Annotated in this window: 24 protein-coding genes and 2 tRNA genes; 11 read left to right on the top strand and 15 right to left on the bottom strand. The window is 60.9% G+C overall.

Annotated features, from left to right (window positions below; genetic code table 11):
• Nucleotides 1-6: 6 nt before the first annotated feature.
• From TL5118_RS17310 to TL5118_RS21420, 7 genes are all read left to right on the top strand, one after another.
• Entirely contained in the window at nucleotides 7-1,812 is a 1,806-nt protein-coding gene (locus tag TL5118_RS17310) for a cation:proton antiporter (protein WP_058244107.1), read from the top strand.
• 167 nt (nucleotides 1,813-1,979) lie between these two features.
• Complete coding sequence (gene argS / locus TL5118_RS17305) at nucleotides 1,980-3,725, top strand: arginine--tRNA ligase (RefSeq protein WP_058244106.1); 1,746 nt, start codon at nucleotides 1,980-1,982, stop codon at nucleotides 3,723-3,725.
• 73 nt (nucleotides 3,726-3,798) lie between these two features.
• Complete coding sequence (locus TL5118_RS17300) at nucleotides 3,799-4,848, top strand: SPOR domain-containing protein (protein ID WP_058244105.1); 1,050 nt, start codon at nucleotides 3,799-3,801, stop codon at nucleotides 4,846-4,848.
• Nucleotides 4,845-5,840, top strand: coding sequence for a glycoside hydrolase family 3 N-terminal domain-containing protein (locus tag TL5118_RS17295; RefSeq protein WP_058244104.1), 996 nt, complete (start codon nucleotides 4,845-4,847; stop codon nucleotides 5,838-5,840). The genes TL5118_RS17300 and TL5118_RS17295 overlap by 4 nt, the downstream gene beginning before the upstream one ends.
• Nucleotides 5,841-5,842: 2 nt before the next feature.
• Nucleotides 5,843-6,694, top strand: a complete 852-nt coding sequence (locus tag TL5118_RS17290; protein WP_058244103.1) for a segregation and condensation protein A — start codon at nucleotides 5,843-5,845, stop codon at nucleotides 6,692-6,694.
• Entirely contained in the window at nucleotides 6,687-7,367 is a 681-nt protein-coding gene (gene scpB, locus TL5118_RS17285; RefSeq protein ID WP_058244102.1) for an SMC-Scp complex subunit ScpB, read from the top strand. The genes TL5118_RS17290 and scpB overlap by 8 nt, the downstream gene beginning before the upstream one ends.
• Nucleotides 7,368-7,517: 150 nt before the next feature.
• The gene (locus TL5118_RS21420) at nucleotides 7,518-7,676 is read left to right on the top strand and encodes a hypothetical protein (protein WP_165590061.1); all 159 of its coding nucleotides are present in this window, start codon (nucleotides 7,518-7,520) and stop codon (nucleotides 7,674-7,676) included.
• Here TL5118_RS21420 and TL5118_RS17280 read toward each other — a convergent pair.
• From TL5118_RS17280 to TL5118_RS17270, 3 genes are all read right to left on the bottom strand, one after another.
• A complete protein-coding gene (locus TL5118_RS17280; protein WP_058244101.1) occupies nucleotides 7,666-8,814 on the bottom strand; it encodes an MFS transporter in 1,149 nt (382 codons plus the stop codon). The genes TL5118_RS21420 and TL5118_RS17280 overlap by 11 nt on opposite strands.
• 7 nt (nucleotides 8,815-8,821) lie before the next feature.
• Nucleotides 8,822-9,898, bottom strand: coding sequence for a 2'-deoxycytidine 5'-triphosphate deaminase (locus tag TL5118_RS17275; RefSeq protein ID WP_058244100.1), 1,077 nt, complete (start codon nucleotides 9,896-9,898; stop codon nucleotides 8,822-8,824).
• A 176-nt stretch (nucleotides 9,899-10,074) separates the two neighbouring features.
• The gene (locus TL5118_RS17270; RefSeq protein ID WP_058244099.1) at nucleotides 10,075-10,878 is read right to left on the bottom strand and encodes a crotonase/enoyl-CoA hydratase family protein; all 804 of its coding nucleotides are present in this window, start codon (nucleotides 10,876-10,878) and stop codon (nucleotides 10,075-10,077) included.
• Between the two features lie 245 nt (nucleotides 10,879-11,123).
• Here TL5118_RS17270 and TL5118_RS17265 point away from each other — a divergent pair, with 245 nt between their 5' ends.
• Nucleotides 11,124-12,293, top strand: coding sequence for an MFS transporter (locus tag TL5118_RS17265; protein WP_058244098.1), 1,170 nt, complete (start codon nucleotides 11,124-11,126; stop codon nucleotides 12,291-12,293).
• 112 nt (nucleotides 12,294-12,405) lie between these two features.
• Here the strand turns inward: TL5118_RS17265 and TL5118_RS17260 are convergent.
• From TL5118_RS17260 to TL5118_RS17235, 7 genes are all read right to left on the bottom strand, one after another.
• Nucleotides 12,406-12,482, bottom strand: a tRNA-Pro gene (locus TL5118_RS17260).
• A gap of 137 nt (nucleotides 12,483-12,619) precedes the next feature.
• Nucleotides 12,620-13,423, bottom strand: coding sequence for a MerR family transcriptional regulator (locus TL5118_RS21645; RefSeq protein ID WP_082626327.1), 804 nt, complete (start codon nucleotides 13,421-13,423; stop codon nucleotides 12,620-12,622).
• Between the two features lie 6 nt (nucleotides 13,424-13,429).
• A complete protein-coding gene (ihfA, locus tag TL5118_RS17250) occupies nucleotides 13,430-13,738 on the bottom strand; it encodes an integration host factor subunit alpha (RefSeq protein WP_058244097.1) in 309 nt (102 codons plus the stop codon).
• 105 nt (nucleotides 13,739-13,843) lie between these two features.
• Nucleotides 13,844-14,818, bottom strand: coding sequence for a beta-ketoacyl-ACP synthase III (locus TL5118_RS17245; RefSeq protein WP_058244096.1), 975 nt, complete (start codon nucleotides 14,816-14,818; stop codon nucleotides 13,844-13,846).
• The gene (gene plsX, locus TL5118_RS17240; RefSeq protein WP_058244095.1) at nucleotides 14,815-15,921 is read right to left on the bottom strand and encodes a phosphate acyltransferase PlsX; all 1,107 of its coding nucleotides are present in this window, start codon (nucleotides 15,919-15,921) and stop codon (nucleotides 14,815-14,817) included. Before plsX ends, TL5118_RS17245 begins: the two co-directional genes overlap by 4 nt.
• Nucleotides 15,922-15,949: 28 nt before the next feature.
• Entirely contained in the window at nucleotides 15,950-16,156 is a 207-nt protein-coding gene (rpmF, locus tag TL5118_RS20960; protein ID WP_058244094.1) for a 50S ribosomal protein L32, read from the bottom strand.
• A gap of 239 nt (nucleotides 16,157-16,395) precedes the next feature.
• Complete coding sequence (locus TL5118_RS17235; protein ID WP_058244093.1) at nucleotides 16,396-16,959, bottom strand: YceD family protein; 564 nt, start codon at nucleotides 16,957-16,959, stop codon at nucleotides 16,396-16,398.
• 86 nt (nucleotides 16,960-17,045) lie between these two features.
• On the opposite strand from TL5118_RS17235, the gene TL5118_RS17230 reads away from it, so the two are divergent.
• The 3 genes from TL5118_RS17230 (at nucleotide 17,046) to TL5118_RS17220 (ending at nucleotide 20,335) form a co-directional block, all read left to right on the top strand.
• The gene (locus TL5118_RS17230) at nucleotides 17,046-17,534 is read left to right on the top strand and encodes an outer membrane protein assembly factor BamE (RefSeq protein ID WP_082626326.1); all 489 of its coding nucleotides are present in this window, start codon (nucleotides 17,046-17,048) and stop codon (nucleotides 17,532-17,534) included.
• Nucleotides 17,535-17,661: 127 nt separating this feature from the next.
• On the top strand, nucleotides 17,662-18,393 hold the full coding sequence (locus TL5118_RS17225) for a GNAT family N-acetyltransferase (protein ID WP_058244092.1): 732 nt from the start codon (nucleotides 17,662-17,664) through the stop codon (nucleotides 18,391-18,393).
• 127 nt (nucleotides 18,394-18,520) lie between these two features.
• Nucleotides 18,521-20,335, top strand: a complete 1,815-nt coding sequence (locus TL5118_RS17220) for an ABC-F family ATP-binding cassette domain-containing protein (protein ID WP_058244091.1) — start codon at nucleotides 18,521-18,523, stop codon at nucleotides 20,333-20,335.
• An 87-nt stretch (nucleotides 20,336-20,422) separates the two neighbouring features.
• On the opposite strand, the gene TL5118_RS17215 is transcribed toward TL5118_RS17220, so the two are convergent.
• From TL5118_RS17215 to TL5118_RS17195, 5 genes are all read right to left on the bottom strand, one after another.
• Nucleotides 20,423-21,181 (bottom strand): SDR family NAD(P)-dependent oxidoreductase, encoded by a 759-nt coding sequence (locus TL5118_RS17215; protein ID WP_058244090.1) that lies wholly within the window; start codon nucleotides 21,179-21,181, stop codon nucleotides 20,423-20,425.
• Between the two features lie 107 nt (nucleotides 21,182-21,288).
• A complete protein-coding gene (locus TL5118_RS17210; protein WP_242601808.1) occupies nucleotides 21,289-22,353 on the bottom strand; it encodes an AbrB family transcriptional regulator in 1,065 nt (354 codons plus the stop codon).
• A 144-nt stretch (nucleotides 22,354-22,497) separates the two neighbouring features.
• Nucleotides 22,498-22,571: transfer RNA gene (locus tag TL5118_RS17205), tRNA-Gly, on the bottom strand.
• A gap of 60 nt (nucleotides 22,572-22,631) precedes the next feature.
• A complete protein-coding gene (locus tag TL5118_RS17200) occupies nucleotides 22,632-23,828 on the bottom strand; it encodes a T6SS phospholipase effector Tle1-like catalytic domain-containing protein (protein ID WP_058244088.1) in 1,197 nt (398 codons plus the stop codon).
• Between the two features lie 80 nt (nucleotides 23,829-23,908).
• Nucleotides 23,909-25,957 carry an ASKHA domain-containing protein gene (locus TL5118_RS17195; RefSeq protein WP_058244087.1) on the bottom strand — a complete coding sequence of 683 codons (2,049 nt, stop codon included), beginning with the start codon at nucleotides 25,955-25,957 and terminating at the stop codon, nucleotides 23,909-23,911.
• Nucleotides 25,958-26,078 lie beyond the last annotated feature (121 nt).

The raw sequence follows: 26,078 nt of genomic DNA, 5'->3' as shown, positions 1-26,078 counted from the left end.
CCATAAATGGCCAGCCCAGATGTCGCCGGACTTAGCCCGATCAATGCCATCGCTCTGGTGGGGGCCTTAGGGGTTGGGGCGCAATGGCTGGCCTGGCGGCTGCAGTTGCCGGGCATCGTCTTGATGTTGCTGGCCGGCGTCATCGCGGGGCCTGTCCTCGGGATCCTGGATCCAGCGCGGGACATCGGCCCGCTTGTGGCACCGATGGTCTCGGTCGCTGTGGCCATCATCTTGTTTGAGGGTGGGTTGACGCTCAACTTCCATCAGCTGAGTGATGCCGCAACCGGGGTGAAACGTCTGGTCTTTGTTGGCGCGCCACTGGGTTGGCTGACCTCAGCCATGGCGCTGCACTACGGCGCCGGACTTGGCTGGCAGGCCTCGGCCGTTTTTGGTGGGATCATGATCGTGACCGGCCCCACGGTGATTGCGCCCCTCTTGCGGCAGGCCAAACTGGGACGTCGCCCGGCCGCCCTCTTGCAATGGGAGGCGATCGTCAACGATCCCATCGGCGCCCTTGCGGCGGTGCTGGCGTTTGAACTGGTAGTTGTGCTGAACACCACCGAAACCGTCAGCCATGCCGCGCAGGTCTTGGCATTGGGGGTGGTGGTCGCCACCATCCTTGGCGCGCTGGGCGGCTATGGCATCGCCCGGGCCTTCAAACAGGGCTGGGTGCCGGAGTACATGAAGGTGCCGGTGCTCTTTGTTGTATTAATCGCGATTTTCGCCGCCTCAGACACGGTTCTGCATGAAAGCGGCCTCTTGGCTGTGACCATTATGGGGGTGGTGATCGCCAATGCGGAACTGCCGTCTTATACCGAGCTGCGCCGGTTCAAGGAACACGCCACGGTGCTGCTGGTGTCGGGGGTGTTTATCCTCTTGGCGGCTTCATTGGATTTCTCAACCCTTGGGCAGCTTAACTGGCGTGCGGCGCTTTTTGTGGCTTCGGTCATCCTGCTGGCCCGTCCAGCAACGGTGCTGATCTCTCTGCTGGGAACCGATTTGCCTTGGCGTGAGAGAGTGCTCATTGCCTTCACCGGGCCACGCGGTGTGGTGCTGGTGGCGGTTGCGGGGTTGTTTGGCGAAAGGCTGGCAGCACTGGGCGTGGCCGATGGGGCGCTGGTTGCGCCGCTGGCCTTTGTTCTGGTCGCGGTCACCGTGGTGCTGCATGGGTTCACCCTGACGCCATTTGCACGCGCGCTTGGGCTGACTGGCGCTGCCGTGCCCGGTGTGCTGCTGGTCGGCGGATCGCGGTTCTCTCTGGCGCTGGCGCAGGCATTGGGCAAAGCAGAGGTGCCGGTGCTGATCGCAGATCCCAACCGTGCCCGGCTGCGCGCCGCCCGGCAGGCCGGGGTCAACACGTTTTACGGCGATGTCCTGTCTGAAGCGGCAGAACACAATCTGGAACTGGCGCAATACGGCCGCATCATCGCCCTCAGCGACAATGACGCTTACAACACGCTGGTCACAACCGACCTTGGACCGGAGTTCGGTCGTGACAACATCTTTCAGCTGGCCCGCCACAAAGGCGATCTGGCCCGCAACGCGCTGCCCAGCAGCCTTGGCGGCCGTGCCTTTGTCGCCGGCCATAATTTTGATGAGCTGGAGGCCAATATGCGCGCAGGTCATGAAATGCGCTGCACCCGATTGAGCGATGAATATGGGCTTGAGGAATGGCAGGCCGACGCGCCAGAGGCGTTGATTGTCATGGCTGTCGATCCCAAAGGCAATCCGCGCCTGCCCAGCGGTGACAAGGCCCTGCCGCTCACGGCAGACTGGCAGGTGATTTGGCTGGACCCTAAGGGTACTCGCTAAGGGGGCGTTGCCCCCATGCCTGCGGCATTCCCCCAGAGTATTTGGGAAACGATGAAAGCGCCTTTCAATGATCCGTAAATACTCAATCTGCCTGTGCAGCCCGGCTATGCGTTGACCTTTGAGGTTTGCGTGGTAAACCCGCGTCAAGAGATAGAGGATTTGGTGCGATGAACCTTTTTGCCGAGCTGCGTGCGCTGGTACTGGAACTGCTGGAGCAAATGGCTGCTGCCGGTGATCTGCCCGAAGGGCTGAACTTTGCCAACGTGGCGGTTGAGCCGCCGCGCGATCCGCTACATGGCGACATGGCAACCAATGCTGCGATGGTGTTGGCCAAACCCGCCAAGATGAAGCCGCGCGATATCGCCGACAAACTGGCGGCAAAACTGGCCGAAGACGCCCGCATCACCACCGCCGAAGTGGCTGGCCCCGGTTTCCTCAACATGCGCCTTGATGCCAGCCTGTGGCAGGGGATTGTGAAAACCGCGCTGAGTGATGGCACCGCCTATGGTCGCTCCTCCATGGGGCAGGGTAAGAAGGTCAACGTGGAATATGTCTCGGCCAACCCGACCGGTCCGATGCATGTGGGCCATACCCGTGGCGCGGTCTTTGGCGATGCGCTGGCCTCGCTCCTGGATTACGTCGGCTATGACGTGACCCGCGAATATTACATCAACGATGGCGGTGCGCAGGTCGATGTGCTGGCGCGTTCGGCCTATGAGCGCTACCGCGAAGCCAATGGGCTGGAGCCGGAGATCGCCGAAGGTCTGTATCCCGGTGATTACCTGATCCCGGTCGGCGAAGCGCTGAAAGAGAAATACGGCGATAGCCTGCTGGACAAGCCTGAGGCCGAATGGCTAGCGGATCTGCGCAGCTTCTCGACCGATGCGATGATGGAGATGATCCGCGGCGACCTGGCGGCGCTGGGCGTGGTGATGGATGAGTTCTACTCAGAAAAGTCCCTCTACGGTACCGGTCAGATTGAGGCCGCGCTGGAGCGTCTGGAAAACCTGGGCCTGATCTACGAAGGCGTGCTGGAGCCGCCGAAGGGCAAGCTGCCTGAGGATTGGGAAGAGCGTGAGCAGACCCTGTTCAAATCGACTGAATACGGTGATGACGTGGATCGCCCGGTGAAGAAATCTGATGGCGCCTGGACCTATTTTGCGCCAGACATTGCTTATCACTTCACCAAGGTGGAGCGTGGCTTTGACATGTTGATTGACGTCTTCGGCGCCGATCACGGTGGCTATGTCAAACGGATGAAGGCCGCGGTGGCCGCGCTGAGCGAAAACAAGGTGCCGCTGGACATCAAACTGATCCAGCTGGTGAAGCTTTATAAAAACGGTGAGCCGTTCAAAATGTCCAAGCGCGCCGGCACATTTGTGACCTTGCGCGACGTGGTGGAACAGGTGGGCGCGGATGTGACCCGTTTCCACATGCTGACCCGCAAAAACGATGCACCGCTGGACTTTGACTTTGACAAGGTGCTGGAACAGTCCAAGGACAACCCGGTGTTCTATGTGCAATACGCCCATGCCCGTGTCTGCTCGGTTCTGCGCAAAGCAACCGAGGCCGGTATCGCGCATGATGATGCCACGCTGGCGGCTGCGGATCTGAACGCACTGAGCCATGATGCGGAGATGGCGGTGGCCAAGAAACTGGCTGAGTGGCCGCGTCTGGTTGAGATTGCTGGCCGCAACAATGAACCGCACCGCGTGGCCTTCTATCTCTATGAACTGGCAAGCGAATTCCACTCTCTGTGGAACCGTGGCAACGATGACATGTCGCTGCGCTTCCTGCAGGACGGGGATGCGGCGACGTCGCAGGCGAAAATCGCTCTTGCCCGTGCCGTGGCCGTTGTTATTTCCGCCGGTCTTGGTATTCTAGGTGTGAAACCGGCCGAAGAGATGCGCTAAAGCATCCATCCCGCGCCGGTCCGTGAAGCAGTTTTCCGACGGGATCCACCCGTCGGCGCGGAAAGAGGCGAAGATGGCAGAGATGCAGGACACCGGGCGCATGGCTGCGCCCGCGCAGCAGGCATATAACACAACCGCTTATGATGCTCAGGCACAGGGGCACGACGTCGGATATGACGATCCGGCAGGTTATGAGGCTGAAGCTGGCTATGAGGAAACGCCTGCGTCGCTGAAGGCTGGCGTGGCCACCGCGCTGCATTTCACCGGCGCGGCTGTGTCGCTTGGTTTGCTAATCGGTGTTGGTGTCTGGGGCTATCAGCTGGTGGTGCGGGATGTCAGCGGCGTGCCTGTGGTGCAGGCGGCCGAAGGCCCGATGCGGATCGCGCCTGTGGACCCCGGTGGATCCCGGGCCGAGAATCAAGGCCTCGCCGTGAATGAGGTTGCAGCGGATGGCGGCGCACAGCGTGCGGCTGATCGCGTGATTTTGGCGCCACCGCCGCTGGACCTGGACAAATCAGATCCACTGCTGGCGGTGGACCGCGCTGTCACGCCCGCGGCCACCAGTGAGGCGGACGGGCAGAGCGCCCGGATCGAAGCCCTGGTCGGGCAGGTGATGCGTGAGGCCCAGGAAATTGCGGAGGCCGATCAGACGGCCCTGATCCAGCAGGCATCGCTCACTCAGGAGGTTGAGGCAGAGCCCGCCACAGCACCGGTTGAGGCCGAGGTGGCGCAGGTGATTAAACCGATTGAAGGGGGCATGGGGCGTTCGCTGCGGCCCAAGGCGCGGCCTGCCAACCTGCAGCGCAGTGCTTCGCTGAGGCCCGATGCGGTCAGCACTGGCACAGTGGAGGTTAGCCCGGATACCCTGACAGCGGGCACCCGTCTGGCGCAGCTGGGCGCCTATGACAGCCCTGAGGTGGCGCGTAAGGAATGGGATAAGATCGCCGCGCGTTTTGGTGATTTCATGCTGGATAAACAGCGGGTTGTGCAGAAAGCCAAAAGCGCTGGCAGCACCTTCTACCGCCTGCGTGTGCATGGGTTTGCCAGCCTTGATGATGCCCGCCGCTTCTGTAACGCCTTGGACGCAGAAGGCACCGATTGCATTCCGGTGACCCACAAGTGAGCCGCTTCGGTGCAACGGTCCTGGATCCGGTTGGCCCGGTTCTGAGTGCTGAAGAAAAGGCATTTTTCCGTGATGCCGATCCTTTTGCCTTTATCCTGTTTGCGCGCCACGTTGTGGACGGCGATCAACTGCGCCGTCTGTGCGGCGACCTGCGTGAGGCCGTCGGGCGTGACGCGCTGATCACCATCGATCAGGAAGGCGGACGTGTGCAGCGGTTGGTGCCGCCGATGGCCACCCAGTTCCTGCCGCCGCTGGAGGAAGTGGCCTCGGCGGGCGGCCGTGCCGCCGAGGCGATGAAGCTACGCTATCAGATCATTGCGCATGAGCTGCGCAGCTACGGCATTGACAGCAACTGCGCGCCGCTGGTCGATGTGGCCGCACCTGAAACCCATCCTTTCCTGCAAAACCGCTGTTATGGCATGCAGCCCGATCAGGTGGCCGCGATTGGCCGCGCGGTGGCTGATGGGTTGCTGGCGGGTGGCGTGGTGCCTGTTGTGAAGCATCTGCCCGGTCACGGCCGCGCGGTGAGTGACAGCCATAAGGAATTGCCACGGGTCAGCGTGCCACGGGCCGCGCTGGATCAGGATTTCGCTCCTTTCAAAGCGTTGAACGACCTGCCGATGGGGATGACGGCGCATCTGCTTTATGATGCGCTTGATGATCGCCCGGCGACGCTCTCACCAGTGGTCATGCAGCAGATCCGGCAGGAGATCGGCTTTGACGGGCTGATCATGACCGATGATATCTCAATGCAGGCATTGTCAGGTGATCGGGGGGCGATTGCGCGGCAGGCGATTGCGGCGGGCTGTGATGCGGTGCTGTATTGCAATGCGCCATTGGCGGATAAAATCCGGGTGGCAGAGGCCTCGGGCCAGATGACGGCTGAGGCAAAGCACCGGGCAGACCGGGCCATTGCCGCGCGCGAAACACCTGAAACAATTGACATTGAAGCCCTCAAGGCCAAACATGACGCGCTGTTGAACAGAGCGTAGTCATGGCCGATCAGGAATTTGATCTAGAACCCACCCGCACCCAGAGTGTGGCCGAGAGATTGGCCGCAGAAGCTTTGATTGTGGATGTGGATGGGTTTGAGGGGCCGCTGGATCTGTTGCTGACGCTTGGGCGCACCCAGAAGGTGGATCTGCGCAAGATCTCAATCCTGCATTTGGCTGAGCAATACCTTGAGTTTGTTGAGAAAGCCAAGGAACTGCGCATCGAGTTGGCAGCGGACTATCTGGTGATGGCGGCCTGGCTCGCCTTCCTGAAATCCCGGTTGCTGCTGCCGCCGGATCCGACCGAAGAGGGGCCCTCGGGCGAAGAACTTGCGGCGCATCTGGCCTTTCAGCTGGAACGTCTGGCGGCGATGCGGGACAGCGCGGCCAAATTGATGGCGCGCGATCAGAAAGGGCGCGATTTCTTTGTGCGGGGCGTGCCCGAAAACATGACCCGGGTGCGGCGGGTGACCTACACCGCCACCCTGATGGATTTGATGCAGGCCTATGCCCGGATCCGCACAAAGGATGAGTTCCGTCCCTTTGTGATGGATCGCGACTCGGTCTTTACGATGGAGCAGGCGCTGGAACGAATGCGCAGCATGATAGGCTTTAGCGGCACCTGGACGGAATTGAGCAGTTACTTCCCCATCGGCTGGGACGGCGATGCGATGCGCAAACGCTCGGCCACCGCCGCAACCTTTGCCGCGACGCTGCAACTTGCCAAAGAGGGCAAGGTTGAACTGCGTCAGGGCGGGACCTTTGAGCCGATCCAGCTGCGCCGCAGGGAGGCGGCTCAGGACAAGATCAAGCCCGTGGAAAACATCGGACCGCAGGAGGTGCAGGATGAGTGACGAGCAGATGCAGGAAGCCCTGGGCCTGCCCCCGCAGGAGGAAAGCCTGTTTGAAGCCCCCCCAATGGCCGAACAGGAACGTATGGTCGAGGCGATCCTTTTTGCCTCGGCTGAACCGGTTTCGGTCAAAGAGCTGGAGGCCCGCCTGCCGCATGGATCTGTCGTCAGCCAGGCGCTTGTGAACCTGCAGCGCCGCTATGAAGGGCGCGGGGTTCAGGTGACCCGCGTGGGGGAAGCATGGGCGATCCGAACGGCACCGGATCTTGGATTTCTGATGCAGAAAGAAACGGTTGAGACCCGCAAACTCAGCCGTGCCGCGATCGAGACATTGGCAATCGTTGCCTATCACCAGCCTGTCACTCGCGCTGAGATCGAAGAGATCCGCGGTGTTTCCGTCAGCCGCGGAACGGTGGATCAGTTGTTGGAGTTGGAATGGATCCGCTTTGGCCGCCGCCGGATGACACCGGGGCGTCCGGTGACCTTTGTGGTGACGCAGGAATTCCTCGATCACTTCGGGTTGGAAAATGCCCGCGATCTGCCCGGCCTGAAGGAGCTGCGCGCAGCGGGTTTGCTGGACAACCGTCCGCGTCCTGGCAACATGCCGGGGGTGACCAATGAAGACGAAGAAGAGGTCATCGAGGACGAAGATCAGGGCGATATGTTCGAAGAATAGGCGGGATGCGCCACCAATCCGCTAAAAACCACGTCTGATCACGCGTTTTTCAGGGGTAAGGCCCTGAAACTGCCACATTCATCCCTATGTTTGGGGCAAGCCGCAAAAGGTGCGGAAAAAACCGTGCCGGAACTGAGCAGGAGAAGAGCAATGAACGCCAATCAGATTATCAATATGGTGATCCGTCAGGTCATGCGCCGTCTGGTGAACAAAGGTGTTGATGCCGGTTTTGAAAAAATGACCGGGTCGGCCAAAAACGGTCGTCGTGCCCGCAAGGCTGCGCGCACCGTACAGCGCCTCAATCGCTGATATTTGCCGCTTTGGCGCGGGGCAACAGGGCCTCGCCGCTGGCCAGCAGACAGCAGATCGCTGAAACAAATACACACGCGCTCAGCCCATGTGCATCATAGGGCAGGGCGTAGATCACTGCGCCGAGAGTCACACAAAGGTAGGTGCTGGCAGAGTTGAGCCCCATGATCGCACCGCGCTGCGAAGGCTCCAACGCATTGAGCCGGTCCAGCACCGCGTTGAGGGCGAAGGCCTGAAAAATCCCCCAGATAAACACAGTAACCAGCAGGGCATTGTAGCTGCCGGTGACACCCATCGTGGTGAAATGCGCCAGCGCTAGCCCGAAGAACGCCACCGCCATCGCCTTGTGCCGGGGCAGCCTGTCGATAAAGCGGTTGAACAGTGCAGCAACGCCGTAGCCGCTGCCGTAAGACATGGTCAGCAAGCCAGCCGCGCTGGTGCTTTGCCCAAGCTGCTCCACCACATGGGTGCCAAGGAAGCCATAGGCCCCAAAAAAGGAAAACATCAGCATGATATTGGCAAACAGGGCACGGCTGACGCCCGGCACTTGCAATGCTGTCAGCGGCGATGTGGGGCGATCCGCCACCCGGGCGATCCCCATGTCGCACCGGCCCAACAGGATCCAGACCAGCGCCGTCAGCGCGGACAGGATGGCATAGAGGCTGCGCCATCCCAGAAGGTCAGTAACCACCGCCGCCAGTAGCACGCCGCCCACAAGCGAAAGCGTCCAACCGGTCAGCACGGTGCCGATCACTTGTTTTTCCTGCCCTTTCGGGGCGACCTGTGCGGCCAGACCGTAGATCGCGGGCAGCGCCATGCCAGCGCCGATCCCCGCCAGACCATGGGCGGCAATCAGCAAGGGGGCGGAGGGGGCAAATGTGATGACGAGTAGTGCCAGACAGACCAGCGCCGCGGCATGCCGCAGGCTTCGGTCAGCCCCGATCACATCAGATCGTGGGGCCAGAAACAGTGCTGACAGGGCCGTCCCCGCGCCATAGGCGCTCATCGCGGTGATGATCCGCGTGGCGGGGGCCCCCAGATCCGCGCCAACGGCCGAGGCGATCGGCGGCAGCACCAGCGAATTGGCACCGATGATGCCAATTGCCAGCGTCAGCAGGGGAACAGGGCGGGTCAGCACCGGCAGGTCACCCGGCGCGGAAATGTTTGGAAAGTTTCAGGCCCTGACCCTGATAGTTTGAGGCAATGCCCGCACCATAAAGCTGCTCTGGCACCTCAGCCATCTGTTCATAGACCAGCCGGCCAACGACCTGACCGTGTTCCAGCACAAAGGGCGCTTCGTGGCAGCGCACCTCAAGCACGCCGCGCGATCCGGCGCCGCCTGCATCAGCGTTGCCAAAGCCCGGGTCAAAGAAGCCTGCATAGTGCACGCGAAATTCGCCTACCATTGCCAGATAGGGGGCCATTTCAGCGGCATAGGCGGGCGGGATATGCACCGCCTCCCGGCTGACCAGAATGTAAAACGCACCGGGGTCCAGAATGATCTGCCCGTTGTCGCTGCGTACCTCTTCCCAGTATTCGGCCGGGTCGTATTCGCCGATCCGGTCCAGATCGATCACACCGGTATGGGGTTTGGCGCGGTAGCCGACCAGCGTGCCTTCGCTGGGGCGCAGATCAACCGAAAAGCCAAGGCCTTCATCAATCACCGCATCGCCGTCCACCAGCGGTGTTTCGCCATGCAGCGCGGCCAGGGCCGCATCAGACAGCACCGCCTGACCGGCGCGGAAACGGATCTGATTGAGCCGCATGCCCGGACGCACCAGAACCGAGAAGCTGCGCGGACAAATCTCGGCGTAAAGCGGCCCGTGATAGCCCGGCTGAATGCGGTCAAACTCTTCCCCGCCATCGGTGATGGTGCGGGTCAGCAGGTCCAGCCGCCCGGTGGAACTTTTGGCGTTTGCAACGGCTTGCACGCCGGCGGGCAGGTTCAGCCCCTCCATCAGCGGCACCACATAAACGCAGCCCTTTTCCAGAACGGCCCCGTCGGTGAGGTCGATCTGATGCATCTCAAACTCTTCCAGCCGGTCCATGACCGAACGGCCATTGCCCGCCAGAAAGGAGGCCCGCACCCGCCAGGCACGGGTGCCCAGCCGCAGGTCCAGTGAGGCGGGTTGGATCTGTTCAGGAATGATTGCGGGGCTGGCGGTGATCTCACCGGCAGTGATCATGGTTTCCAACGCCTGAGAGGGTAGAACTCCGGTCATAAACGCGCCTCCGCAAATGGTTTTTTCCGTCTTATCAAAGGGGCGGGGGCCGGGGAACCATGTTTGTGCGCCCATTGTGCCTGAACATCTGCCACAACAGGGAAAACTGGGACCATACGCATGAAAAACGCGCGCCCCGTTAAGGACGCGCGTCACAAAATCATCAGCTGGGCTGCTTAATCTTTGGGTTTCACCCGGGCCGCAGTTTTGTTGGCGAAAGCTTCCAGACGATCGCGCGATGCGGGCTGGGTGTTCACGATGCCGGCCACAACGGATTCCGCATAGGCCGCATCCAGCGCTGACATGTTTTGCATATGGCTGATCGCCGAGCAGATGGCGAAGTTTGACAGCGGCGGGTTTTCCGCAGCCGCGCGGGCGATTTCATAGGCTTTGGCCTCAGGATCTTCGACCAGATACTGGGCCAGACCAACGGAAATCGCTTCGTCATCCTTGTAGATCCGACCGGTCAGCATCATGTCGATCATCCGGGATTTGCCGACCAGATCAGCCACGCGGATGGTCGCGCCGCCACCGGTGAACAACCCACGCTGGCCTTCGGGCAGGGCGAAATAGGTTGATTGATCGGCAACACGGATATGCGCCGAGGAAGCCAGTTCCAGACCGCCGCCTACAACCGCGCCTTTCAGTGCTGCGATGATCGGCACACCACCATATTCCATCTTGTTGAACGCCTCATGCCAGCGCAGACAGACATGCATGAAATCCTCGGGGCGGCGATCTTCGACGTGGTGTTCCACCAGATCAAGGCCGGCGCAGAAATGATCGCCTTCGGCGCGCAGCACGATGGCGCGTGCGCCCATGCGGGGCAGATGCGAGAAGACTTCGATCAGCTCTTCAATGGTTTCTGCGTTCAGCGCGTTGCGCTTGGTCGGGCGGTTGAGGGTCACGGTGGTGATCCCGGCCTCATCCATAGCCACGGTGATGTTTTCCAGCACGAAATCGTCGATCGACTTTTTCATCACAGCCTCCTCCGGCGGTTTGGGTCTTTCTTCGCACATCCAATGTGGCGTCCAGCCTGTCAAGCGCGCCCCCGGCGAAAAAGCGACCACGGGGTCGGATACGCCCCTTTACGCTGCGTCGTTTTTTTGCCGGAGGGGGCTCATTATTCGCGGCTGCCCCCTTGCGCCCGGAAATGTTAGCGCCCAAAGATTCGCACAAAGAACGGGGGCGGAGCGACCACCCGATTTCGAACAGGATGACGATGATGAGCGGGATCAGAACCCCTTGGCGGGCAGTAGCAGCGATGTTTGCGATGAACGGGGCGCTCTATGGCATGTGGGCGGCGCGGGTGCCTGCGGTGGCGGAGAAGTTTGACCTCAGCCATGCGGTGCTGGGCGGTCTGCTGTTGCTCTTGGCAGGCGGTGCGATCCTGGCCTTTCCTTTTGCGGGCCGTGCGGCGGATCAGATGGGCGCGGCGCGGGTGACCCTGTGGCTGGCGCTCGCCAATCTGGTGACGCTGCTGCTGATCGGGATCGCGCCCAGTTTCTGGGTGTTGGCCCCGGCGCTGCTGCTCTTTGGGGCCAGCCACGGTGCAATGGATGTTACGATGAACACTTGGGCCACTGAGGTCGAACGCACGATGGCGCGGCCTGTGATGTCCTCCTTCCATGCGATGTGGAGCGTTGGCACAGCGATGGGGGCGATCAGCGGCTATCTGGCGCTGAAGGCGCAGCTGGGACTGCTGCCGCATTTTGCGGCGGCGGGGCTGATGCTGTCGGCGTTGTTTTACTGGTTCGGGTCGATCAACTGGCAATCCGACACCCATCATGGCGCACAGAAAGGGCCGATCTTTACCCTGCCCAAGGGGATCTTGCTGTTTGCCGGTTTGATGGCCTTTGGCGCCGCCATGGGCGAGGGCGCCATGGCGGATTGGAGCGCGGTCTATATGGTTGATGTGGCCGGCGTCAGCGAGGCCGATGCGGCGCTTGGCTTCACGGTCTTCTCTGGCGCGATGGTGGCGATGCGGCTGGCAGGAGACCGGGTGATCCGGGCCTTTGGGCCGGTGGCCACGGCGCGCGGCGCTGGCGTGGTGGCCTTTTCCGGTGCTGTGCTGGTTGTCGGCTTTGCCACTCCGGGCATCAGCGTCCTTGGGTTTGCACTGATGGGGCTGGGCTATGCGGTGGTGATCCCGATCGCCTTTAGCCGCGCGGCCAATGATCCAAACATGTCACCGGGGCGGGCAATTTCCTCGGTCTCAACCCTCAGCTATGGCGGTATCCTTCTGGGGCCGCCGCTGATCGGTTTTGTGGCCGAGGCCAGCTCTTTGCGCTTCGGCTTTGGGATCCTTGCGGCATTGGCGCTGCTGATTATCTGCTTTGCCTTTGCCGTGCGTCCCGTTGTGGGATCCGCCGTCACAGCAAAAGCCGCCAAATAAATAGGATGAGGGCAGGGGGATAAGCCCCTGTTCTCTCTCACTCTTTCCATCGGAAGATCACGTGATTGATCGCATGCCCCAAGCGGGGTGAGATCACCAGTGTGGGAGAAAATGGTCGGGCTAGCAGGACTCGAACCTGCGACCTTCCGTCCCCCAGACGGACGCGCTACCAGGCTGCGCTATAGCCCGACGGTTTGGCTTTCATACTGGATTCTGCGCCGGGGGCAAGAGGATTTGCGAAATTCTTTTGTAGTTTTTTCGCCGCGCCTTAGCGGATCTTTGGCGGCCTGTCGGATGGTCGCCCACGCCAACGAAGCTGTCAAAGCTCAGAGCCGTTTTTTCAGCGCTGTCAGATGATCCTGCAACCGGTTCCGCACCACCAACGCATCGTCGTGTTTGCCATCCTTGATCCGTGCGGCTGGATCCAGCAGCGCGGTCAGGTGGCCGGGGAACGGCGCGGGGTCTGCTGGCGCTGTCAGCTCTGCCACCGGTTCTGTCGGGGCCTCAGCCGCCGAGGCGGTCGGGGTGGCAACAGTATCGGTATCCGCCGGCAGATCACGCGCTTCTGCCTCACCAAAGGGCAGGGGGACGTCTTCGGGCTCTTCCACCTCAGGGGCGGCGGCCTCAGACGAGGCGCGATAGATGTCATCCAGTTCAGGCGCTACGGAATCGGCCATCTCAAACAGCATGGCCTGTTCCGGCTCACGCTCAAAGGGGGGCTTTTTCTTCGCGGGTTTCTTGGCGCCATCCTCAGGCGGGCTGGGGAAGACAACAAGGTTGTCACCCGCCTCATCAACCGCGGGTTCTGGCGCGACGGCCGCAGCCTCCACCACGGGGGTAGGTTCAGCATCGCCATCCAGCGGTTGCGACATGGCGGTGATATGTTTCACGCCATTTTCGCGCAGCAGCTTCTGCACACCTTTGATGGTCATGCCTTCATCATGCAGCAGGGTCTTGATGCCCCCCAGCAACAGCATGTCTTGACGGCGGTAATACCGGCGTCCACCGGCGCGTTTCACCGGTTTGACTTGGGTGAATTTGCTTTCCCAGAAACGCAAAACATGGGCCGGGCGGTCCAGCCACTCGGCCACTTCGCTGATCGTTCTGAAGGCGTCTGGCGACTTCGCCATTGCCGCTTATCCTTTCTTGGAGTTCCCTGCGGCCACACGCTCCTTCATCAGGTGCGAGGGACGGAAGGTCAGGACGCGGCGGGGATTGATCGGTACCTCTTCCCCGGTCTTGGGGTTACGACCCACACGGGCCGCCTTATCGCGCACCGAGAAGGTGCCGAAAGAAGAGATCTTGACCTGCTGGCCATCCACCAGCGCGTCCGACATGTGGTTCAATACACTTTCCACAAGCTGCGCGGAATCGTTGCGGGACAGGCCCACTTCGCGGAAAATCGCTTCGCTCAGGTCCATACGGGTCAGGGTCTTGTCACTCATGCAGGGTCTCCCTCATTTTCTCAAGAATGAGGGAAGGCAATTTCCGAGTCAATATCAATGGCTTGCTTTACCCACTCTGACCGGCGCTGAACCGCTGATTTTAGCTTACCAGCGCAGAACAACCGCGCCCCAGGCCAGGCCGCCACCGATGGCTTCGGTCAAAACCAGATCACCCTCTTTGATCCGACCCTCAGCCGCGCCAACCGAAAGGGCCAGCGGGATCGAGGCGGCAGAGGTGTTGCCGTGGTCCTGAACGGTGACAATCACATTGTCCATCGACAGGCCCATTTTCTTGGCCGTGCCCTGGATGATGCGGATGTTGGCCTGATGCGGCACGATCCAGTTTACGTCACTGTCGCCAAGATCGATCTTCTTCAGCGCGGTGCGTGCGGTTGAAGTCAGTTTCTCAACAGCCTGACGGAACAGCGCATTGCCCTGCATCCGCAGCTTGCCCGACGTGCCGGTGGTGGACACACCGCCATCGACATACAGCATATCGCGGTAGCGCCCGTCCGAGTTCAGATCGGCCGACAGGATGCCACGATCGGCGTTGTTACCGGCGCCGTCTGCACCTTCCAAAACCAGTGCGCCAGCACCGTCGCCAAACAGCACGCAGGTGGCGCGATCGGTCCAGTCCATGATCCGGCTGAAGGTTTCTGCGCCAATGACCAGCACGCGCTTGGCCTGACCGGATACGATCAGCGCATTGGCGTTGGTCAGGGCGTAAACAAACCCGGCGCAGACTGCCTGAACGTCAAAGCCAAAGCCCCGCGTCATGCCCAGTTTCTCCTGCACCATGGTGGCAACAGACGGGAAGGTCAGGTCCGGTGTGGATGTGGCCAGCACGATGGCATCAATGTCATCTGCTTCTAGGCCGGCATTTTTCAACGCGGCTTTGGCCGCTTTGACCGCCAGATCCGAAGTTGTTTCACCCTCGGCCGCGAAATGGCGCCGCTCAATGCCTGAGCGGGTGCGAATCCATTCGTCCGTCGTATCCAGGGTGGCTTCAAATTCGCTGTTGGGGACAACCCGCTCTGGCAGATAATGTCCAACGCCTTTTACAACAGCCCGTATTGTCATTCTTTGTCACCGCTCTGGCTTCTTTCCTCTACGGCATTTTGGACCTGCTCGGTGGCAGATGCAACCCGAGCCGCAAGTTTGTGAGAGAAACCAGATTGGGACAGTTGGAAGGCCAGTTTAACCGCCGCGGCGACGCCCATCGCATCGGCTGAACCGTGCGATTTCACCACCGTGCCGTTAAGACCCAGAAATACGCCACCATTGACGCGGCGCGGGTCAATCCGTTTGGCCAGACGCTGCAGCGAGGTATAGGCCAAAACCGATGCCAGACGCGACAAGGGTGAGAATTTGAAGGCTTCGCGCAGCAGGCTGCCGATCAGGCTGGCGGTGCCTTCGCCGGTCTTTAGCGCGATGTTGCCGGTGAAGCCGTCGGTGACGATCACGTCACAGGTGTTGCCCGGAATATCGCCGCCTTCAACAAAGCCGACAAACTCATATCCGGCCAGCGGGGCCTGTTTGGCAATCAGCTCATGCGCCAGTTTCAGCTCAGCGCGGCCTTTGTGTTCTTCGGTGCCGACGTTCAACAGACCGATTCTGGGGGTTTCCAGATCCAGACCGTTGCGGGCATAGGAGGCGCCCATCATTGCATATTGCAGCAGGTCGCGTTCGTCGGCGCGAATATCAGCGCCCACATCCAGCATCACATTGAACCCCTGTGGGTTCGACGAGGGCCAGAGAATCGCAATGGCGGGGCGGTTCACACCCGGCAGTTTGCGCAGGCGGATCATTGACAGCGCCATCAGCGCGCCGGTGTTGCCGCAGGAGACACAGACATCCGCTTCTTTCGAGCGGACCGAATCAAGCGCTGACCACATGGAGGTGTTCTTGCCGTGGCGCATCACCTGGGAGGGTTTGTCCTCCATGGTGACCACATCTGCGGCATCGCGGATTTCCACCCGACCCAGCAGCGGTTTCTTGCGGGCAACAAGCCGCTCCAACTCGGCCTTGGGGCCGTGCAGGATGAAACCGATGTCGGGGTTTTTCTTGGCTGACAACGAAATACCGGCGACAACAGCCGCCGGTCCTCGATCGCCACCCATGGCGTCAACGGAGATGATGATGCGGTCCGCACCCGCTGTGGAAGTATCCTGCATAGCGGTCATAGCGGACGCTGGTCCCCGTGATAGGTGTTTATGCTGCGTCTTCGTCCAGATCGACGTCGTCAGCCATAGCGACAACTTCACGATCGGCGTAGTGGCCGCAGGAGGCGCATACGTGGTGGGGGCGCTTCAGCTCACCGCAGTTCGAACACTCGTTCGGGTTTGCAGCGACCAGTGCGTCGTGTGCGCGGCGGTTGTTGCGGCGCGACTTGGATACTTTGTTCTGTTGGACAGCCATGTCACAACCTCAATTTCAGGGGCCGCGACGGCCCGGTTACAGGTGGGTTCGTGGCACATAGTCGGAAGTTTCCGACATGTCCAACCCTAAATTCGAATGAGCGCCGGAAAATACTGCGAATTTGCCCCAGCGCAAGTGGTTTTTTGGGGTGCGGCAGTTTTCTTTTCAACGGGCACTCCGCGCGGCCAATCCTCAGGCAAAAACTGCCCCAAATCAAGGGTCGCGCAGGGGTAATACCTTTAGTCTTCGCCCTTTTGTCCCAGCTGGTCACGCAGTGCGGCAAGTCCGGCGAAAGGTTTGGTATCCTCATCCGTCATTGCGGCTTTGCCCGGCTCGGTAAAGTTGGTCTCGGCCATTTCGGCGCCATCTGCCCGCGGGTAGAGCGGTAGTGCCAGCGACAGGGCCTCGATCATCACAGCCGCCGGGTCAATGTGGCTGCCCAGCGGTTCCAGGCTGTCGTCTTCGTGCATTTCAACGCCGTCTTCGCTGCCAGCGTCGCCCTCCTGTTCGGGCAGATCGGCAACAAAGCGCCGTTCGGTCGGCTCTTCCAATCTGGTGGTGACCGGCGCCAGGGTGACCACACAGGGCTGGGTCACGGTGGCACCCAACTGGGCCTTCAGCACCCAATCGCGTTTGCCGCTTGCGGCCACTTCGCCCTTAAAGCGCAGCTTGCGCAGGCCCAAAAGGCCCAGTTCTTCGGCAATGGCACGCAGGCTGGCCTCATCCGGGATCAGCTCAAACCGGGTGGGTTTATTGGTCGACAGATCGGCCACACGCAGTGGCTGAGAGGGGAGATTGCTCATTTCGGGGTGGTTCCTTTGCTTGAACCGAAGTCATTCCTTCTGTAAGCGAGATAAAAGGCGAAAGAAGCCAAGGCAAGAGGGCGGAGATGGCAGGCAAGGTAAAGACCCTGGGAAGACGTCGGGAAACACTTCGGGTAACAACCGTTGGCAAAGTGGCTGCCGTTGTGGCCGTTCTGGCCGTGGCCGGATGTTCGGCCAGCTATCGCAATCACGGTTTTGTTCCGCCGGAAGAGGAACTTGCCGGCATCATCGTTGGCGTCGATACCCGCGACAGCGTGTCAGAAACCGTTGGCCCGCCCACCACATCGGGTGTGATCAAAGATGGCAGCTATTTCTACGTCCGCAGTCAGGTGAAACATTTTGCCTATCGCGCCCCTGAGGTGATCAACCGCGAAGTGGTAGCGATCAGCTTTGACGCGCGGGGCGTGGTGTCCAACGTGGAACGCTTCGGTCTGGAGGATGGCCAGGTGGTGCCGCTGTCACGTCGCGTGACCAGCTCGGGCATCGTCGACAAGGGCTTCATCCGTCAGCTTCTGGGCAACCTCGGCCAGGTCAGCGCCGCGGACGTGCTCTGACACGCGCTGCAAACAGCCACAGCGCTCGAATTCTCAGCACCCCGGGGCCCAGTGTCACCGGGGTGACATCTATTGCGTGATAGGGCCGGGCCTACTAGCTATAATGGGCAGAGTGGTGGAGCCGCCAATGTTGTCACTGAAAAAAGGGCGCTATGTGACGCGCCTGGCTGAGACCGACGCCGACCTCCGGGCGGCTCAGACGTTGAGACATCTTTCGTTTCATGGCCATCTGGGTCTGGACGAAGACCGCTACGATGACCTCTGTGTGCATGTTCTGGTCGAAGAAGCGCGGTCAGGCCGTTTGGTCTGTTGTTTCCGCCTGCTGCCGTTTGAAAACGGTGCGGCAATCGAACGGAGCTATTCGGCGCAGTATTACGAACTTTCTGGCCTGCGCGATTTTGAAGGGCCGATGGTGGAAATGGGCCGGTTCTGTATTCACCCTGAGGTGCAGGATCCCGATATCCTGCGGGTGGCCTGGGGCGCGATGACAAGTTTTGTGGATGAGATGGGGGTTGAGATGCTGTTTGGCTGCTCCTCCTTTCATGGCACCGATGAAGAGAACTACCTGGACAGTTTTGCCATGCTGCGGGATCGCCACCTGGCGCCAAAGCGCTGGCTGCCACGGGTGAAGGCGCCGCAGGTCTTTCGCTTTGCCGAGAGGCTGCGCCGCAAACCGGACGCGAAACTGGCGATGCGCCATATGCCGCCCTTGCTACGCACCTATCTGATGATGGGCGGCTGGGTCAGTGATCATGCGGTGGTGGACCGGCAGATGAACACGCTGCATGTGTTTACAGGGCTTGAGATTGCGGCGATCCCACCAGCCCGCAAGAAATTGCTGCGGGCGGTGGCGGGGTAGGTTGAGCGGTTGGGGCGCTGCCCCCTTGGCCTGACGGCCAATTCCCCCGGAGTATTTTTGGAACGATGAAAGGGCGCGGGCGCGCTGCTTGCTTGACCTAAATGGGTCGCTGACGTAGCAGCGGGGCATGGCACGTATTCCTTTGCTCCAACTGAACGAAATCTCGCTGACTTTTGGCGGCGATCCTGTTTTTCACGACCTCTCGCTGATGGTGCAGCCCGGTGACCGGGTGGCGCTTGTGGGGCGCAACGGCTCGGGTAAATCGACCCTGATGAAGGTGATGGCCGGTCTGGTCGAGGCCGACCAAGGCCTGCGCGTGGTGCCGCCGGGTGTGTCCGTCGGCTATATGGAGCAGGAGCCTGAGATGAAGGGCTTTGCCACTCTGGGCGATTTTGCCGCTTCGGAACTGGAACCGTCCGAGATGTACCGCGTGGAAATGGCCGGTGAGGGGCTGAAGTTTGACCCGGCACGGCCGGTTGAAACTGCATCGGGTGGTGAGAGGCGGCGTGCGGCTTTGGCGAAGCTGATGGCGGAAGCGCCGGAACTGATGTTGCTGGATGAGCCGACCAACCACCTGGATATCGAAGCCATCGCCTGGTTGGAAAACGAACTGGCCACCACACGGGCCGGATATGTGTTGATTTCACACGACCGGGCCTTTCTGCGGGCATTGACGCGGGCGACCCTGTGGATTGATCGGGGCCAGGTGCGGCGGCAGGAGAAGGGCTTTGACGCCTTTGAGGCTTGGCGCGACAAGACCTGGGAAGAAGAGGACATCGCGCGCCACAAGATGGACCGCAAAATCAAGGCCGAAGCACGCTGGGCGGTCGAAGGTATCTCGGCCCGGCGCAAGCGCAATCAGGGCCGTCTGCGGGCGCTGCATGCGCTTAAGGACGAACGCTCCAGCCAGATCAAACGGCAGGGCGCGGCGGCGTTGGAGCTGACGGCGGGTCCGAAATCCGGCCGCAAGGTGATTGAGGCCAAGGGCATCGCCAAGACCTATGGCGATAAATCGATCCTTAAGAACTTTGACATCAAGATCCAGCGCGGTGACCGGGTGGCCTTTGTGGGGCCCAACGGTGTGGGTAAGACGACACTGTTGAAAATGTTGATGGGGCAGGAAACCCCGGATGAGGGCACGGTGGTGCATGGCACCAATCTGGTGCCCGCAATCTTTGATCAGAGCCGCGCCCAGCTGGACCCGGAGATGAGCCTTTGGGACAGTCTGACCGGCGACCCTGAGATGCGGGTTTCCGGCAAGGCCGATCAGGTCATGGTGCGTGGTCAGCCGAAACATGTGGTCGGCTATCTGAAAGAGTTCCTGTTTGATGAGCGTCAGGCGCGGGCGCCGGTGCGTTCGCTTTCGGGGGGTGAAAAGGCGCGGCTGCTCTTGGCCAAGCTGATGGCGCGGGAAAGCAACCTGCTGGTTTTGGATGAACCGACCAACGATCTGGACATTGAGACGCTGGATCTGCTGCAGGAGTTGCTGGATGACTTTGATGGTACGGTGATGCTGGTCAGCCACGATCGTGACTTCCTGGACCGGGTGGCAACCACCACCATCGCGATGGAGGGCAACGGGCGGGCCACGGTCTATGCCGGCGGCTGGAGCGATTACCAATCGCAAAAGGGCGAGGCTGCACCGAAGGCAGAGAAGGCGGCCGCTAAGCCGAAGAAAGACAGCAAGCCCGCTGCGAAAGAGGCGGTAAAGCCTGAAGGGTTGTCCTTCACCGAAAAGCACCGGTTGGAGGAACTGCCAGCGGTGATCGAACGGCTGGAGGCGGAGATTGCCAAGCTGGAGGAGTTCCTGATGGATCCGGACCTTTTCACCAAGGAGCCGGTGAAATTCCAGAAGGCCACCGATGCCTTGGTCGAACGCCAGGAGGCGCTTGGCAAGGCTGAGGAGGAATGGATGGAGTTGGAAGAGAAGGCCGCCGGTTAAGGCGACGGCTTTCGGTGGAACCTTAGCTGTTCTACAAACAAAAAAGGCGGGCCTGATGCCCGCCTTTGTCGTTCGCTCAGGATCGGATCACATCATCCGCAGCGCGCCGTCGATGCGGATGGTTTCCCCGTTCAGGTAACCGCATTCGACGATGAACTTGGCCAGACGGCCGTATTCACGCGGATCGCCCAGACGTTTGGGGTTGGTGACCGAAGCCGCCAGACTGTCCTGTGCCTCTTGCGGCAGGCCGGCCAGCATCGGGGTCATGAAGATGCCCGGTGCGATGGTCATCACCCGGATGCCATTGCGGGCCAGATCACGGGCCAGGGGCAGGGTCAGACCAACAACGCCGCCTTTGGAACTGGCGTAGGCCGCCTGACCGCGCTGTCCGTCAAAGGCCGCGATGGAGGCGGTGTTGATGATGACACCGCGGTTGCCGTCCGGCTCAGGCGCGTTGTCCTTCATCGCGTCCGCTGCAAGGCGGGCGATGTTGAAGGTGCCGGTGAGGTTCACATCGATCACCTTGCGATAGCTTTCCAGACTGTGAATGCCATCGTCTTTCTTCAGCGTGGTCTCTGCAATTGCGATGCCGGCGCAGTTCACGGCGGCGTTGAGGCCCCCCATGGCCTCTTTGGCTGCACTCAAGGCTGCCTGAACCGAGGCCTCATCGGTCACATCGGTTTCCACAAAGGTGCCGCCCAGTTCCGCTGCAACCTGCGGCCCACGGGTGGTGTCGCGATCCAGCAGGGTGACCTTGGCGCCTGCTTCGGCAAAGACGCGCGCGGTGGCTTCGCCCAGACCCGATGCGCCGCCAGTGATGACTGCGCAGGTTTTGTTCATGTCCATGTGGTGCCTCCCATCCGTTGAATTGAACAAGTGTTCAGTAACTCGGTAACGCTTCGCTGACAGCCTGTCAAAGCCGGGCGGCGTCATTGCAGGAAAAGGACGTAGCGTCAGCCGCGGCCCCGCAGCCCCATCCAGCGCGCCACCACCCCCATGCCGATCACCGTCAGGAAGATCCGGTAAATGTGATGCAGGGTAACCAAAGCGGGGTTTGCATTAAGGCTAAGCGCCACCAGCGCCATTTCGGTCACACCACCGGGGGCGTAGGAAATCAGCAGAATGTCAAACTTCACGCCGGTCACATGCGCCACCAGCAGGGCCAGGGCCAGGCCAAGGCTCAGCATCGCCGCCACAGACATGAAGGACAGCCAGGTCGCGCGCAGCATGGATTTGCCGCGCATGCCAGCAAAGCGCAGCCCCAGTGAGGCACCGATCACCACCTGCGCGGAATTGATCAGCCACTGCGGGATCGGCAGCGGGGCCAGTCCGGTCCCGGAAACAATTGCCGCCGCCAACAGCGGGCCTGTCAACTGCCCGGCGGGCAGGCGGATCCAGCGGCCCAAAATGGTGCCAGCAACCCCAACGGCCAGCGCCAGCGGCACCGCGTCCAGTCCAACTGGTGCCACCTCAGTGGAAATGCCCGAGGCGCTGCCAAGCGGCACGCCGTACCAGATCGACAGCCCCAGCGGCAGCAGTGAGATCACCAAGATAATCCGCATGAACTGCAGCATGGTCAAAACCTGCAGGTTGGCACCGGCCTCCTCACCCATCGCCAGCGATTCCATCAACCCCCCGGGGGTGCCAGAGAAAAACGCGGTGCTGCGATCATAGCCGCCAATTCGGCGGAAAATCTGATAGTTGGTCGCATGGGCCAGCCCGGTGAACAGCGTCAGCGCGATGATCGAAATGCCCAGGGCAGGGATCTGCTGCAGGATTTCACTGGTGACCTGCGCGCCAACCATGACGCCGATGATGGCCATGAAAAACATCCGGATCGGCATCGGGTAGGCATAGCCGTCCGGCAGGCGATGGGCTTGAAACATCGCCACTGCGCCTGAAGTCAGAAGCGCGCCCAGCATAAAGGGCAGCGGCATCGGCGTAAGCGATGCAACAAAGCCCCCTCCGGCAGACAGAAGGGTCAAAAGCAGCGTGGCGGCCAACATGCGCGGTGTCATGGTCTTGCGATCTCTGGATGTGAGCCCCATCCATTTCACAGCTTGACGCTAAGGGCAAGGTGGGCAGATCCGATCCGCGCTTGGCACGTTAAACCGATCGGCCAAACAGGCCAGTCGGCAACCAATTGAAACTGTTGGGGGAGTTGGAGCGGGTAGCGGGAATCGAACCCGCACCTTAAGCTTGGGAAGCTCGCATGATACCATTTCACCATACCCGCGCTCTGCCCCTGAGGTATCCAAGCCCGCCGGGAAGGTCAATACGTTCCGGTTGCCTTTTCTTACTCCGCTTCCCTTTGCTGAAACCCTTGCAGATTGACGGGATCATAGTCTGCCAATTCCTCCCGTCGCTGGAAGGCCGAAGGATGGATGTCAGCGCCCTGTGGAATGTAGCGCGGCTGGCATAGGGGCCAGTAATAGCCAAACAGACCTTTCTGATTGGGCCAGCGGCTGCGCCGCGTCAGGCGGGGCAGTATTTCCAGCAGCAACCACGGCTTGGGGAAGGTCAGCTGGCTGTGCAGCTTGGCTGTTGCCGAAGGGGCTGAGATCTGCAGCTTCATCCGGCGGGTGACCTCATCCTCTTTGCCCATCACGTAGCGCTGATAATAACGTTCGCGGAATTCCAGCTTATCCACCTCCAGCGCGTCCAACTCCTGCCGCATCCACTGCATGGTTACTTTTGCCAGGCCAGCCTCGACCTCGGGCACGCTGCCCGCAACATCGGTATGGGTGCCGGGGAACCAGACCTGTTTGACATCCTGTGGCGGCGGATCGTTCTTTGTTTTGAACCGGTTGCCATAGTATGTTTGATCTTCCGTCCAGAACTGATGGCGGAAGAAACGGCGCGCCTCATCAATGGACAGCGCGTGGCGTACCGCCTTGACCGAAGGGTTTTCATCGACGCTGGAATGGGTGCCAAACTCCAGAAACGTGCCCCAGCGCAGCCGGATCCGGATCATCGAGGACACCGTATCCCAAAGGCCCAAGAAACGGATCGACGGGTGGCGCATGTGGAAAAACTGCTGGGAGATCCGCAAAGGCGCATATTGCTCATTCGGCCCGCCCTGCCGCAGCTTGCGCCAGGCTTTGAACACCGGACCGATCAGGTGCAATTCATGTGGGGCGACAAGGCCGAAATCGTTGATAAACCCCGCCAGCACACGCGCCGTGTAAGCGCCGCGCGAATAGCCAAAGAAGTAGAGCCGATCACCATCGCGGTAGTTCTGACAGAGGAAACTATAGGCATGCATGACGTTTTCATGCAGCCCCAGCCCCGCCGCCAACCCCAGCGCCAGCTTGACCTTGCCAAAACTGTTGCGGGCAAAGGGCCGGGTGGAGAGTGTGCCGACCCCGGGTTCATAATAGACCAGCTGGTTTTCATCATGTTTGAGGCACTTGTAGAGCCTCAGAATATTGCTTTCGTTCTTTTCAATTTCATTGCCGGTGCCATCAAAGCAGACAACCAATTTGCGCGACATGACGCCCCCCGTTTTTCAAAATGGCTTCGTTGAAAATACTGGGGAGTATACAGGATCAGGCTGCAATTTCCAATTGTAGGCTAGCCGCGCCGCCGCCGTCTGCGGCGACCACCCTCAGCGCCATCACCACCGCCGGTGTTGAAGTTGACATCGGGCAGGGTGACCACCTGTGACAGTTCCGGGAAGGGATCGCTGGCATGCGGGATCGCATTGGCGGCGACGAAATGATCCTGAAACTTGGGCTCCACCGCGGTTTCGATTTTGGTGATGTCGCGCACCAGTTTTTCGATTTCAGCCCGCGCGTTCACGTTGCACAGCGCAATCCGCGCGCCGGTGCCTGCGGCATTGCCGGCCGATTGCACCTTGTCCAACGGAACATCTGGGATCATTCCCAGCACCATGGCGTGTTTGGCGCTGATATGGGCCCCAAAGGCGCCCGCCAGCACCACGCGATCCACCTTGTCGACGCCGCGCTGGTCCATCAGCAGCCTTGCGCCTGCATAAAGCGCTGATTTCGCCAGCTGAATGGCGCGAATGTCGCCCTGCGTCACGGTGATGACAGGGCCACCATCGGCGGAGCCATCCCAGATCAGATAGGAATGGGTGCGCCCGTCGGGGATGCAGCGGGGGGTGCCGGTGGCCTCGGCCGATCCGATCAGGCCAGAGGGGTCCAGCAGGCCGGCAATGCGCATTTCCGCCACCGCCTCGATGATGCCAGACCCGCAGATGCCGGTGATGCCCGTGGCTGCCGCCGCTGCTGCAAACCCATCTTCATTCGACCACATATCAAGGCCGATGATGCGGAACCGCGGCTCCTTACTGACCGGATCAATCTCAATGCGTTCAATCGCCCCCGGTGCCGCCCGCTGCCCTGAGGAGATCTGCGCCCCTTCAAAGGCCGGACCGGTGGGCGAGGAACAGGCCAGAACCCCCTGTGTGTCACCCAGCAGGATTTCGGCATTGGTGCCCACATCCACCATCAGCGCCAGATCTTCGGACCGTTGCGGCGCCTCAGACAGCGCCACGGCAGCGGCATCCGCGCCAACATGGCCGGCAATGCAGGGCAGGGCGTAGATCCGCGCCTGTGGCGCCATTGCGGTCAGATCCAGCGCTGTAGCAGGCAAGGACAGCGCATCAGAGGTGGCCAGCGCAAAGGGCGCCTGACCCAGCTCCACCGGATCGATCCCCATCAGCAGATGGTGCATCACCGGGTTGCAGACGATCACCGCCTCCATCAACCGTTCGGCGGGCACTTCAGCCTGTTTCAGCAGATCGCTGATCAGACCGTTCAACGCCTCGCGCACGGCGCGGGTCATTTCCTGATCGCCACCGGGGTTCATCATCGCGTAGCTGACGCGGCTCATCAGATCCTCACCAAAGCGGATCTGCGGGTTCATTACGCCAGAGGAGGCCAAGACCGCGCCATCGCTCAGATCACAGAGATGCGCCGCGATGGTGGTCGATCCAAGGTCAATCGCTAGACCGTAAAGCCCGCGCTCGGCCAGGCCAGGCCAGATATCAAGGATCCGTGCCGGACCCTCGCTGTGGTCCTGATGCAGCGCCACGGTGACCTGCCAGCCGCCTTTGCGCAGGGCCGGTTGCAGCTTGGTCAGGATCGGCAGTTCGGCCTCAACACGGTCGATCTGCCACTGATCTGCAAGTGCGGTCTTCAGCCGTTCAAAATCGCCGGTGGGGGCGTGCATGTCAGGTTCTTCCACCGCAACCATGACCAGCCGGGTGGCCGGGGCCATTTCGATCACCCGGGTGTCGGCTGCCTTGCGCACCACCTGTTTGTGAACCTGACTTTCGGGCGGCACGTCAATGACAACGTCCCCCTCAACCTTGGCCTGACAGCCCAGGCGGCGACCATCCAGCAGGCCGCGTTTGTCCTTGTAGCGTTGCTCAACCGCGTTCCAGTCTGACAGCGCGTCTTCGGCCACGGTGACGCCGTGTTTAGGGAAGTCACCAAAGCTGGGGGTCACCTGACATTTGGAACAGATGCCACGCCCGCCGCAGACGGAATCCAGATCCACCCCCAATTGCCGTGCAGCATCAAGGATGGGCGTGCCCTTGGCAAAATGTCCGCGTTTGCCCGAAGGCGTGAAAATCACAAGGGGATCAGTGGTCATGGCGTGCCGGTCTTAGTTCGCGTGGGGCTACCATAGCGGCAGAGCCACGCGCGAAAAGTGAGAAAGGCGGCATATGCCGCCTCAACCGCGTCATGTCACGGGACTTTCCCCAAGTTTGTCG

It is taken from the genome of Thalassovita autumnalis, assembly GCF_001458255.1.
GTDB lineage: Bacteria > Pseudomonadota > Alphaproteobacteria > Rhodobacterales > Rhodobacteraceae > Thalassobius > Thalassobius autumnalis.
The sequence above is the reverse complement of the archived record's forward strand: the minus strand, read 5'-3'. Positions and strand labels throughout refer to the sequence as shown.

Bases quoted from the DNA above. Each gene is read 5' to 3' on its own strand.
- TL5118_RS21420 (WP_165590061.1), top strand. From the start codon at position 7,518: ATGAACGCCAATCAGATTATCAATATGGTGATCCGTCAGGTCATGCGC.
- TL5118_RS21645 (WP_082626327.1), bottom strand. From the start codon at position 13,423: ATGGCGAAGTCGCCAGACGCCTTCAGAACGATCAGCGAAGTGGCCGAG.
- TL5118_RS17235 (WP_058244093.1), bottom strand. From the start codon at position 16,959: ATGAGCAATCTCCCCTCTCAGCCACTGCGTGTGGCCGATCTGTCGACC.
- TL5118_RS17265 (WP_058244098.1), top strand. From the start codon at position 11,124: ATGAGCGGGATCAGAACCCCTTGGCGGGCAGTAGCAGCGATGTTTGCG.
- plsX (WP_058244095.1), bottom strand. From the start codon at position 15,921: ATGACCGCTATGCAGGATACTTCCACAGCGGGTGCGGACCGCATCATC.
- TL5118_RS17195 (WP_058244087.1), bottom strand. From the start codon at position 25,957: ATGACCACTGATCCCCTTGTGATTTTCACGCCTTCGGGCAAACGCGGA.
- TL5118_RS17230 (WP_082626326.1), top strand. From the start codon at position 17,046: ATGGCAGGCAAGGTAAAGACCCTGGGAAGACGTCGGGAAACACTTCGG.
- argS (WP_058244106.1), top strand. From the start codon at position 1,980: ATGAACCTTTTTGCCGAGCTGCGTGCGCTGGTACTGGAACTGCTGGAG.
- TL5118_RS17215 (WP_058244090.1), bottom strand. From the start codon at position 21,181: ATGGACATGAACAAAACCTGCGCAGTCATCACTGGCGGCGCATCGGGT.
- TL5118_RS17310 (WP_058244107.1), top strand. From the start codon at position 7: ATGGCCAGCCCAGATGTCGCCGGACTTAGCCCGATCAATGCCATCGCT.
- ihfA (WP_058244097.1), bottom strand. From the start codon at position 13,738: ATGAGTGACAAGACCCTGACCCGTATGGACCTGAGCGAAGCGATTTTC.
- TL5118_RS17290 (WP_058244103.1), top strand. From the start codon at position 5,843: ATGGCCGATCAGGAATTTGATCTAGAACCCACCCGCACCCAGAGTGTG.
- TL5118_RS17300 (WP_058244105.1), top strand. From the start codon at position 3,799: ATGGCAGAGATGCAGGACACCGGGCGCATGGCTGCGCCCGCGCAGCAG.
- rpmF (WP_058244094.1), bottom strand. From the start codon at position 16,156: ATGGCTGTCCAACAGAACAAAGTATCCAAGTCGCGCCGCAACAACCGC.
- TL5118_RS17245 (WP_058244096.1), bottom strand. From the start codon at position 14,818: ATGACAATACGGGCTGTTGTAAAAGGCGTTGGACATTATCTGCCAGAG.
- scpB (WP_058244102.1), top strand. From the start codon at position 6,687: ATGAGTGACGAGCAGATGCAGGAAGCCCTGGGCCTGCCCCCGCAGGAG.
- TL5118_RS17225 (WP_058244092.1), top strand. From the start codon at position 17,662: ATGTTGTCACTGAAAAAAGGGCGCTATGTGACGCGCCTGGCTGAGACC.
- TL5118_RS17220 (WP_058244091.1), top strand. From the start codon at position 18,521: ATGGCACGTATTCCTTTGCTCCAACTGAACGAAATCTCGCTGACTTTT.
- TL5118_RS17200 (WP_058244088.1), bottom strand. From the start codon at position 23,828: ATGTCGCGCAAATTGGTTGTCTGCTTTGATGGCACCGGCAATGAAATT.
- TL5118_RS17270 (WP_058244099.1), bottom strand. From the start codon at position 10,878: ATGAAAAAGTCGATCGACGATTTCGTGCTGGAAAACATCACCGTGGCT.
- TL5118_RS17275 (WP_058244100.1), bottom strand. From the start codon at position 9,898: ATGACCGGAGTTCTACCCTCTCAGGCGTTGGAAACCATGATCACTGCC.
- TL5118_RS17210 (WP_242601808.1), bottom strand. From the start codon at position 22,353: ATGACACCGCGCATGTTGGCCGCCACGCTGCTTTTGACCCTTCTGTCT.